The organism is Isoptericola sp. NPDC060257, assembly GCF_042726645.1.
GTDB lineage: Bacteria > Actinomycetota > Actinomycetes > Actinomycetales > Cellulomonadaceae > Isoptericola > Isoptericola nanjingensis.
Window position 1 is genome coordinate 1 of record NZ_JBHXAW010000165.1, and the last position, 10,112, is coordinate 10,112.

Here is a 10,112-nt window from a genome sequence, read left to right on the forward strand (position 1 = left end):
AGGCGGGCCGGCTGCTCGACGCCGGACGGCCCGGGAGCGTGCTCGCGGACGTCCCGCGCGAGCGCCTGGACGCCGAGCACGTCCTGGCGGCGGCGGACGCCGGTGACGCCGTGGCACGGGAGGTGGCCGACGGGCTCGCCGACCGGCTGGCCCGGGTGTGCGCCGTCCTCTCCGGTCTCCTCGACCTCGACCGGGTGATCGTCACGGGTGCGATGGCGCCCGCGCTGGGACCGGTCGTGGCGCGCGCCCGCGCGCTGCTCCCGGACCACCTGCACGACCCGGCGGTCGAGGTGGTGCTGTCCGACCTCGGCCCCGACGTCGTGCGGACGGGGGCCGTGCGCCTCGCGGTCGAGCGCGTCCGGTCCCACGCCCTCGACCGCGACCTGCCCGCGGGCGCCTGACCCCGGCCCCGCGCACCAGGTCCCGGTCAGCGCGAGCGCAGCAGGGCGATGAACTCGTCCGCCATGGCGAGCTTGCGCGCCAGCCCGGCCCGGCGCTCCTCGGCGGCGGCGCGGTAGCCGTCCAGGCGGGCGCGGGCGTCGCCGGCCCCCGCGTCGTCGAGCGTCCCCGCCTCGAGCGCGTCGGTGATCTCCAGCAGCTCCGCCATCTCCTCGAGCGTGAAGCCCAGGGGCTTCATGCGGCGTACGAGCAGGAGTCGCTCGACGTCGTCCTCGGTGTACAGGCGGAACCCGCCCTCGCTGCGCGCCGACGGCCGCACCAGCCCCACCTCGTCGTAGTGGCGCAGCGTCCGCAGCGACAGCTCGGTGCGGCTCGCGACGGCCCCGATGTGCAGCGTGGCGGCGGGGGAGGGGTCGGTCATGGGGACCAGTCTGACGGATCCGGACGGGGTGGAACCCTACCCTCACGTGAGGGTAGAGTCGGCGCCGCCGCGGACGCCCGTGCCTGGTCCGTCCATCGCCCTCTCGACCTCTTCGCGCGACGACGCGCCCCTCGACCTCGACCATCGGGCAGGGCGTGTCGTCGCCGCGACGCGCGCTCCCGCCCCACCCGGGCGTGCCGTCGGCCGCCCCCGGAACGAACGGAGTCCTCCGCGTGTCGGACGACCTGCGTGCCTCCCTGCCCGACCCGGCCCCCCGCCCCCTCCCGGTGGCGCCCCCCGAGGCGACCTCGTCGGGCTCGTTCCGGGCCGCGTTCAGCTCGGGGAGGACCCTGCGCACCGAGGTCCTCGCGGGCCTCGTCGTGGCGCTCGCGCTCATCCCGGAGGCGATCGCGTTCTCGATCATCGCGGGCGTGGACCCGCGCATCGGCCTGTTCGCGGCGTTCACGATGGCGGTGACGATCTCGTTCGTCGGCGGCCGGCCGGCGATGATCTCCGCGGCCACCGGCGCGGTCGCGCTGGTCATCGCGCCCGTCATGCGCGACCACGGCCTCGACTACCTCGTCGCGACCGTGATCCTCGGCGGCGTCATCCAGGTCGTGCTCGGCGTGCTGGGCGTCGCCAGGCTGATGCGGTTCGTCCCGCGCTCGGTGATGACGGGCTTCGTCAACGCGCTCGCGATCCTCATCTTCACGTCCCAGCTGCCGCACCTGTTCGGCGACAGGGTCACGGCCGACAACCGGTGGTGGGTCTACGCCCTGGTGGTCGTGGGCCTCGCGATCATCGTGCTGCTGCCGCGCTGGACCAGGGTCGTGCCCGCGCCGCTGGTCGCGATCGTGCTGATCACCGCCGCCGCGCTGCTCGGCGGGCTCGACGTCCCGACCGTCGGCGACGAGGGTGAGCTGCCGCAGTCCCTGCCGAGCCTGTTCTTCCCCGACGTGCCGCTGAACCTCGAGACCCTGCGGATCATCGCCCCGTTCGCCCTCGCGATGGCCCTGGTCGGCATCCTCGAGTCGCTCATGACGGCCAAGCTGGTCGACGACATCACCGACACCCACTCGAACAAGACCCGCGAGTCCTGGGGGCAGGGCGTCGCGAACATCGTCACCGGCTTCTTCGGCGGCATGGGCGGCTGCGCCATGATCGGCCAGACGATGATCAACGTGAAGGCGTCGGGCGCCCGCACCCGCCTGTCGACGTTCCTCGCCGGCGCCTTCCTGCTGGCGCTCGTCGTGGGGCTCGGCGACGTCGTCGCGACCATCCCGATGGCCGCGCTCGTCGCCGTGATGATCATGGTGTCGGTGGGCACGTTCGACTGGCACTCGGCCCGGCCGTCGACGCTCCGGCGGATGCCGAAGTCGGAGACGGCGGTCATGCTGGCGACCGTCGCCGTCACCGTGGCCACCCACAACCTCGCCTACGGCGTCGTCGTGGGCGTGGTCGTCGCCGCGGTCCTGTTCCTCCAGCGCGTCGCCCACCTGACCACGGTGACCCGCCTGGACGCGTCGGACGCGGACGACGAGCGGGTCTACGCCGTCGACGGCGAGCTGTTCTTCGCGTCGTCGAACGACCTCGTCTACCAGTTCGACTACGCGGGCGACCCGCACCGGGTCGTCGTCGACATGTCGAGGACGCACGTGTGGGACGCCTCCACGGTCGCCGCCCTCGACGCCGTGCAGCACAAGTACGCCCAGCACGGGAAGTCCGTGGAGTTCCGCGGCCTGGACTCCGACAGCGCGGCGCGTCTCGACCGGCTCGCGGGCCGGCTGGGCGCCGGCCACTGACCTCGGTGCGGGCCCGGAGGGGGCCGGGCGCGCGGTAGGTTCGGGCCATGCCCGCTGCCATGCCCGCTGTCGGAGGACTCGCGTCCTCGATCCCCAGCCCCGACCCCGCGTGGGCGGTGCTCGAGCTCGGCCCGTTCTCGGTCCACGTGTACGCGCTGTGCCTGCTCGCCGGGATCGTGCTGGCCACGTGGATCACGCACCGGCGCCTCGTCGCGCGCGGCGCGGGCCCCGAGGTGACGCTCGACATCGTCATGTGGGCGGTGCCGCTGGGCATCGTCGTCGCGCGGATCTACCACGTGCTCACCCACCTGGGCGACTACTCGGACGGCACCGGGACGTGGGGCTACTGGGAGTGGGTGCGCATCTGGGACGGCGGCATCGCCATCTACGGTGCGCTCATCGGCGGGGCGCTCGGCGTGTGGATCGGGTGCCGGCGGGCGGGCCTCCGGTTCTGGTCGTTCGCGGACGCGCTCGCGCCCGGCATGCTCGCGGCCCAGGCGGTGGGCCGGCTCGGCAACTACATGAACCAGGAGCTGTTCGGGGCGCCGACCACGCTGCCCTGGGGCCTGGAGATCGACCACCCGGTGGCCGGCTTCCCGGACGACACCCTGTTCCACCCGCTGTTCCTGTACGAGATGCTCTGGAACCTGCTGGGCGTCGCCGTCCTGCTCCTCGTCGAGCGGGCGGTGCGGCAGCGGGCCGAGGTCCGCGCCGACGCCGTCGGCGAGCCCGGCTACGGGCTGCGCTGGGGCCGGCTGTTCGCCCTGTACCTGGTCTGGTACGGGCTGGGGCGCAGCTGGCTCGAGGCGCTCCGCATCGACCCCACGAGCAACGCGTGGCTCGGCATCCCGGCGAACATCTGGACGTCGTTCGTCGCCGTCGCGCTGGGCGTCGCGCTGTTCGTCGTCCGGGGCCGCCAGCACCCGGAGCCCGAGACGTCCGTCTATCTGCCGGGTCGCTCCGACCCGTCGGAGGCCGCGAGCACCGCGGACTCCTCCGACACCTCCGGCACCTCGGACGACGCGGGTTCCCCGGACGAGGCCGGCACCCGCTCGGGCGACGCCGGCTGACCCGACCCGTCGGGTTCGCCGGTCATCCACGACCGCAGCACGATCGACCCGACGAGCGGCACGGCGGCCATGAGCATGATCGACACCATGCGGATGCCGTAGTCGTTGACGACGGCGCCGCCGACACCGGCGATGATCAGGCTGATCAGCACGGGCCGCAGCAACGGCCAGCGGTCCTCGGTGCGCTGCAGCCACCGGGCCCGCAGGCGCGGCCCGCCCCACAGCACGGCGACGAGGCCGACGAGGACGGCGAGCGCGAGCCAGGCGGGCACGCCGCCGCTCAGGGAGCGCAGGGCGTAGCCGGCCTTGCGGGCGATGGTCTCGAGGGCGGTGCCGTCGACCACGGACTGCACGAACGCCCCGAGGTGGGTGCGCTGCGCCGGGGGCCGCAGCCAGTCGACGACGCCGATCGCGGCGACGAGGGCCACGCCCGCGAGCCCGGCGAGGATCAGCCGCTTCCACGTGACGCGCGCCTCGACGACGCCCAGCACGAGGACGACGAAGACGGGCACCAGCACCAGCCCGCCGCCGACGTCGGCGCCGAGGGTGGGCCAGACGCTCACGACCAGGGTCACGGCGCCGATCGCCGAGGCGACCACCCCGGCGGGGATCCGGCCCCAGCGGCGCCGCACGGCGGTGGCGAGCCCCGCGGCGGCGATCACGGCGGCCGTCGCGTAGACCGAGTACGTGGGGTTGCCGAAGCCGTAGTAGCGACCGCCCAGGGTCGGGGCGGAGCCCAGCGGGCTGCCGCGGTGCAGGGGCGTGCCGAGCACCGCGTCGATCGTGAGGACGAGGAAGGTGAGCGTCGCGATCACGGTCGCGCCCGCCCAGGCGGGGCGGCGGGGGGCCAGGGCGCCGACGAGCGCGACCACGACGGTGCTCAGGCCGAGCGTCACCCACAGGGACGTCGCCGGCTCGGCGAGGCGCCACCAGCCCCACGCCGTCATGAGGAACGCGGCGGCGGGCACCGCGGCGCACGCGAGCAGGACGACGTCGAGCACGCGGGCCCATCGCCCCGCGGCCCGCGGCGACCTGCGGCGCAGGGCCGGCAGCAGCAGGACGACCAGGGCGAACGTCACGAGCCCTACGTACGCGGGGGTGGTGGTGACCGTGCCGGTCGTGACCCGCAGCATGTGGTCGCGCTCGGTGAGCCCGGCGAGCTCGCGCACGGTGGCCCCGGTCCCGCCCGGGCGCTCGGCGGCGAGCTCGATGGGCGAGCCGCTGAGGTCGGCGGGCACGGGCATGCCGAACGCCGTGACGAGGGTGGTCGGCACGTCGAGCAGCCGCACGACGCCGAGCCAGTGCGTGGCGCCGGACGTGAGGTAGGCGGGCGCGTCGTCCGCGTCCGCGTCCGCCACGCCGACGCCGAGGGACGGGCGGCCGGGGGCCGGGTTGCCGACGTCCATCACCAGCACGGTCGCGTCGGCGGGCACCGCCGCCAGCACGCGGCCGACGGTCGCGTCGACGGCGTGCAGGACGGCGTCGCGGGCGGGGCCGTCGGACGTCGCGTCGTCGGTCAGCGGCACGAGGCCGGTGTAGGCCTCGGGGTCCGGGTGGTACGGCGCGCTGCCGGCGTCGACCAGGGTGACGGGGCACGAGAAGGTGTCGGCCGGGTCGGCGAGCGCCGCGTCGAGGTCGCGGTAGCGCGCCACCGTCCCGTCGCGGCCGGCGAGAGCGAGCGCCGCACCGGGCGCGACGGCGGTGGTGCAGACGCCGCCGTCGGCGAGGGCGTCGCCGAGCACGCCGAGCGTCGGGCGGAACTCGGACGACGACTGCAGCGCGGCGAGCCCGTCCCACCCGTCGACGGTCGCGGCGCCGTCACCACCGGTACCGCCGGGCGTGACCTCCCACGGGGCGCACGTCCACGCGCCGTCGGCGGTCTCGCCGGTCACGGGGCTGCGCCCGGACGACAGGCCGAGCCACCCGGCGGCCGGGCACGTCGCCGAGGCACCGCCGACGGCGGGCGTCACGCCCGCGCCGCTGGCGCCGTCGCGCAGCACGTCCCACAGCGTCGGCGTGGCGGACGGGCTGACGTCCTCCCAGCGCACGCCCTGCGTCCCCACGATGACGACGGGGTGCGCGTCGTCGACCACGGGGGTGCCCGAGGTCGAGACGTCGCCGGCCCGCGCGGACGCCGAGCCGGGGAGCGCCGTGGTGCCGACGAGCAGCGCGACGAGCAGCCCCGCCGACGCCCCGACGAGCACGGCCGGCACGCGGGAGAGCACGGGCCCCGCGGCCCGCGCGGCGTCGTCCCGGGGTCCGGCGCCGGCCGCGCCCGCGTCGTCGACGTGGGCGAGCCGCCCCGCGAGCAGCACGGGCAGCGCGAGGGCGAGCACGATCGCGGCGACCGCGACGCCGGAGTCGTTGAGCAGGGTGCCGACGGCGGCCGTCACGACCAGCGCGACGACGAGCCGCCACAGCACCGGGTCCTGCCGGTAGGCGCGGGCGAGGCCGTCCAGCCGCGCGCGCTCCGGGGAGAGCACGGCCCACGCGGCGGCGACGCACACGAGGAGCGCGGCCGCGCCGGCGGGGTTCGCGACGGTCGCCCACGCGCCGGCGGCCTTCCCGGCCACGACGCCGAGGGCCTTGCCCTCGACCACCGACTCGACGAAGCCGCCGAGGTGGCTGCCCGGGCCGGGCAGGAGCCAGTCCACGAGGGACACCACCGCGACCAGGAGCACGGTCCCGGCGGCCACGAGCAGCACGCGCCGCCACGTGATCCGCACCCCCGCCACGCCGAGCGCCAGCACGGCGAAGCCCGGGACGAGCGCGAGGATGCCGCCGAAGTCCGCGCCGAACGGCGGCAGGCCGTCGACCAGCACGGTGACCAGGCCCACCGCGGCCACCGTCCACCCGGCCCGGGCCGGGCTGCCGCCCCGGGCGCGCACGGCCGCCGCCAGCCCCGCGGCGAGGACCAGGCCGACCACCGCGTAGACCGCGAAGACGGTGTTGGAGAAGCCGTAGAACCGCGCGCCCAGGGAGGGCGCCGGGCCCAGCAGGGAGCCCTGCTGCAGCGTCGTGCCGGTGAGCCCGTCCACCGTGGCGACCAGCCATGTCACGCCCGCGAGGCTGGTCGCCAGGCGCCACGGCGACCGCGGCAGCAGGTGGCGCCCGAACCAGGCGACCAGCGCGGCGACCAGGGCCGCGACGGTGAGCGCCAGCACCAGCGTCGTCACCGGCGACGGCGCCGCCCACCAGCGGGACAAGGTCGCCAGCGACGCCGCGACCGGCAGGCTCGAGGCGACCACGAGGACGGCGAGCCCGACGCGGCGGGCGTACCGCGGCCCGGCCGGCCGGGCGGCGTCGGGCGCGTCGGGCCGGGCGCCGCGGCGGCGGGCCAGCAGCAGGGCGCCCACCACGACGACGTCCGCCAGGCCGACGAGCCCCAGCACCAGCGGGGACAGGCGCGGCACGGTGTCCGTGAGCACGCTGAGGTACTGCCGGTTCTCCACCGTGCGGGACACGGAGATGCGGCGGTCGTCGCCCCGCTCCAGCGGGGAGCCGCTGAACGGCGCGAGGGCGGTGGTGAGCGCGTCGTCGGCCTCGTCGGTCCCGTCGGCCGCCGGGTCGTCGTCGGTCGCGGCGTCGTCCTCGGCCGCGGTCCCGGACAGTGCGCCCCCGGTGACGGTGTCGGCGAGGGTCGCTGACAGGTCGGCCAGCACCACCACGCCGGCCCAGCGGGACGACGTCGAGGTCAGCCACGTCGCGCTGCCGCCGGGCGACGTCCAGTCCACGACCACCTGGAGGTCCGCGGGGCCGAGCGGCGTGTCGGAGATCCCCGCCACCACGAGCCGTCCGCCGGCGGGCAGCAGGTCGGCGAGGCGGCCGACCTGGTCGTCGAGCTCCTCGACCGCGGCCGTGCGCTCGCTCGCGGCGTCGGGCAGCACGCCCAGGTCGACGACGGTGGCCGGGCACTCCGCCACGTGGGCGGCCGTGAGCCGCCCCGCGTCGGGGAGGTAGCGCGCCACGTCGCCGGCGGCGTCGGCGAGCGCGACGGCGGCGCCCGGCCCGACGGCGGTCGTGCAGGCGCCCGCGGCGTCGGCGACCTCGCCGAGCGCGCCGGGCTCGGCGGCGTTCGGCGTCAGGGGGTCGCTCGCGGCGAGCTCCGTCCACCCGGGCACGTGCGTGCGCTCCGTGCCGGCCTCCGCGCCTGTCTCCGTGCCGCCCGCCGTCGTGCGGGGCACGGGCACGGAGGTGCAGCCGAGCGCGGGCGCGCCGTCGTCGGGCGCCTGTCCCTCCTCCTCGTCGCCCTCGTCCGCGCCCTCGAGGAGGGTGGGCTGCGCGACGGCCCTGCTGCCCGCGGACAGCGTGAGCCATCCCTCGACCGGGCAGGTGGGGGTGAGGGTGCGCACCGCGATCGAGGCGACCGACCCGCCCCCGATGAGCCGCCACAGGTGCGGGGTTCGCACCGCGTCGACGTCCGACCACTGCAGGCCCGACACCCCGGCGAGCACCAGCGGGGTCTCGGGCGGCTCGGCGTCCGCCGGCGCCGGGGCCGCGGACGCCGCCGGCGCTCCGAGGAGGAGGGCGGCGAGCAGGGCGAACGTCGACGCGACGAGCGCGCGGGCGGGGCGGATCACGCGGGCCAGCCTATGCACCGCCCGGTCGCGGGGTCCGCGAGGCCGCCGCGGGACGCCGGACGTTCACGCGATCATCCCGTCCGGACCACGAGCGCGCCGGGCTCCACCCAGGTCTCCAGCTCGACCGCGTACCCCAGCGGGTCGCCGTCCACCTGCGCCTGCTCGCCGTCGTCCACCCGGATCACCGCGCGGCGCGCGCGGGTGTGGTCGATCCGGCCGATCTTGCCGGGCAGGTCGTTGCGCACGCCGAGGCCCTGCGCCACGACCTCGCCGAACAGCTGCGCCCACCCCGCCAGGCCGCCGCGGGTGTCGATGGCCGCGACGTCGAGCTCGCCGTCGTCGATGACGGCGTCGGGCAGCAGCGTGATGCCGCCTGGCAGCCGGCCGCAGTTGCCGACCATGATGCTGCGCAGCCGCGCCTCGACGGGCTCGCCGTCGTCCAGGCGGATGGTCGCGCGCATGCGCCGGCCGTGCAGGTGCCGCGCCCCGGCGACGAAGTAGGCCACCCAGCCGACCTTGGCCTTGAGCTGGTCGTCCGCGTCGGCCACCATCGCGGCGTCGAAGCCCAGCCCCGCGATGACGAGGAAGAGGTGCGCCTGGTGGGGGTCGCCGTCGACGAGGGGCTCGGCGCCGGAGGCGAACTCGCTGACCCGGGCTCGGCCGACGTCGATGGCACGGTCGGTGCCGCCCAGGACGACGGCGACGGCGTCGGTCACCGACGTGAGCGGCAGGTCGAGGTTGCGGGCGAGGAGGTTGCCGGTGCCGACCGGGATGAGACCCATCGGGCGTCCCGTCCCGGCCAGGACCTCCGCCACGGCGCGCACGGTGCCGTCCCCGCCCGCGGCGACGACGACGTCGGCGCCGTCGGACAGCGCCCGCCGGGCCTGGCCGGTGCCGGGGTCGTCCACCGTGGTCTCGTAGAACAGGGGGTCGGGCAGCGCGGCGTCGGCGCACACCCGCTCCACGACGGCGCGCACGTCCGCCGCGCCCTCCTTGGAAGGGTTGATGACGACGGCGAGCCGCATCCCCTGGGCCTCGCCCTCCTGCGTGCGCTGCGCGTCCCGCGCCGCGAGGACGTGCTCGCGGGTCCGGGCGCGGCGCCACAGCACCAGCGTCGCGGCGAGCGCGCTGAGCACCAGGGCCAGCGCGACGACCAGCGCGACGATCTCCGCGTACTCGTCCGGCATGACGGCAACCTACGACGGATCAGCCGCCCGGACCCGGCGAAGTCGTCCATCTCACGCCGAGGAGGCCCGACCCTCCGAGGTAGGACGGCCCCCCGGCGAGGGAGGACCGGACCTGCCGAGGTGGTACGGCACCCGGCGAGCGCCGCGGATATCCGTGGGGCCGCGCGCGGCCCGGCCGTTAGGCTTGCGGGCGTGATCGACCTCCGACTGCTGCGCGACAACCCCGACGTCGTCCGTGCGAGCCAGCTGGCCCGCGGCGACGACCCCGCCCTCGTGGACGCGGCGCTCGACGCCGACGCGCGCCGTCGCTCCTCCCTCACGGAGTTCGAGTCGCTGCGGGCGGAGCAGAAGGCGCTCGGCAAGCAGGTGGCCAAGGCGCAGGGCGACGAGAAGGCCGAGCTCCTGACCCGCACCAAGCACCTCGCGGAGCAGGTGAAGGCGCGGCAGGCGGAGGCGTCGGACGCCGAGAAGCAGCTCGACGAGCTCCTGTACGGCATCGCGAACGTCGTCGAGGGTGCGCCTCCCGGGGGCGAGGACGACTACGTCGTCGTCAAGGAGGTCGGCACGCCGCGCGACTTCGCCGCCGAGGGTTTTGCCCCGCGCGACCACCTGGAGCTCGGCGAGGGGCTCGCCGCGATCGACACGGCGCGCGG

The 10,112-nt window shown here is 76.3% G+C and carries 5 protein-coding genes and 1 pseudogene; 4 read left to right on the forward strand and 2 right to left on the reverse strand.

Going from position 1 to position 10,112, the window contains the following annotated elements:
- A partial coding sequence (locus ACFWEK_RS13895) for an ROK family protein (RefSeq protein ID WP_430554432.1) occupies window positions 1-401 on the forward strand: 401 nt, incomplete at its 5' end.
- Window positions 402-427: 26 nt separating this feature from the next.
- Here the strand turns inward: ACFWEK_RS13895 and ACFWEK_RS13900 are convergent.
- Complete coding sequence (locus ACFWEK_RS13900; protein ID WP_429763191.1) at window positions 428-820, reverse strand: MerR family transcriptional regulator; 393 nt, start codon at window positions 818-820, stop codon at window positions 428-430.
- 233 nt (window positions 821-1,053) lie between these two features.
- Between ACFWEK_RS13900 and ACFWEK_RS13905 the strand changes: the two genes are divergently transcribed.
- Window positions 1,054-2,622, forward strand: a complete 1,569-nt coding sequence (locus ACFWEK_RS13905) for a SulP family inorganic anion transporter (RefSeq protein ID WP_430554433.1) — start codon at window positions 1,054-1,056, stop codon at window positions 2,620-2,622.
- 47 nt (window positions 2,623-2,669) lie between these two features.
- Complete coding sequence (lgt, locus tag ACFWEK_RS13910) at window positions 2,670-3,692, forward strand: prolipoprotein diacylglyceryl transferase (protein ID WP_430554434.1); 1,023 nt, start codon at window positions 2,670-2,672, stop codon at window positions 3,690-3,692.
- Between the two features lie 4,651 nt (window positions 3,693-8,343).
- Here lgt and ACFWEK_RS13915 read toward each other — a convergent pair.
- On the reverse strand, window positions 8,344-9,459 hold the full coding sequence (locus ACFWEK_RS13915; protein ID WP_430546548.1) for a diacylglycerol/lipid kinase family protein: 1,116 nt from the start codon (window positions 9,457-9,459) through the stop codon (window positions 8,344-8,346).
- A 192-nt stretch (window positions 9,460-9,651) separates the two neighbouring features.
- Here ACFWEK_RS13915 and ACFWEK_RS13920 point away from each other — a divergent pair.
- Window positions 9,652-10,112: pseudogene (locus ACFWEK_RS13920) on the forward strand (serine--tRNA ligase); the annotation flags it as partial.

Coding starts and splice junctions, on each gene's coding strand:
- ACFWEK_RS13915 (WP_430546548.1), bottom strand. CDS start 9,459: ATGCCGGACGAGTACGCGGAGATCGTCGCGCTGGTCGTCGCGCTGGCC.
- ACFWEK_RS13900 (WP_429763191.1), bottom strand. CDS start 820: ATGACCGACCCCTCCCCCGCCGCCACGCTGCACATCGGGGCCGTCGCG.
- lgt (WP_430554434.1), top strand. CDS start 2,670: ATGCCCGCTGCCATGCCCGCTGTCGGAGGACTCGCGTCCTCGATCCCC.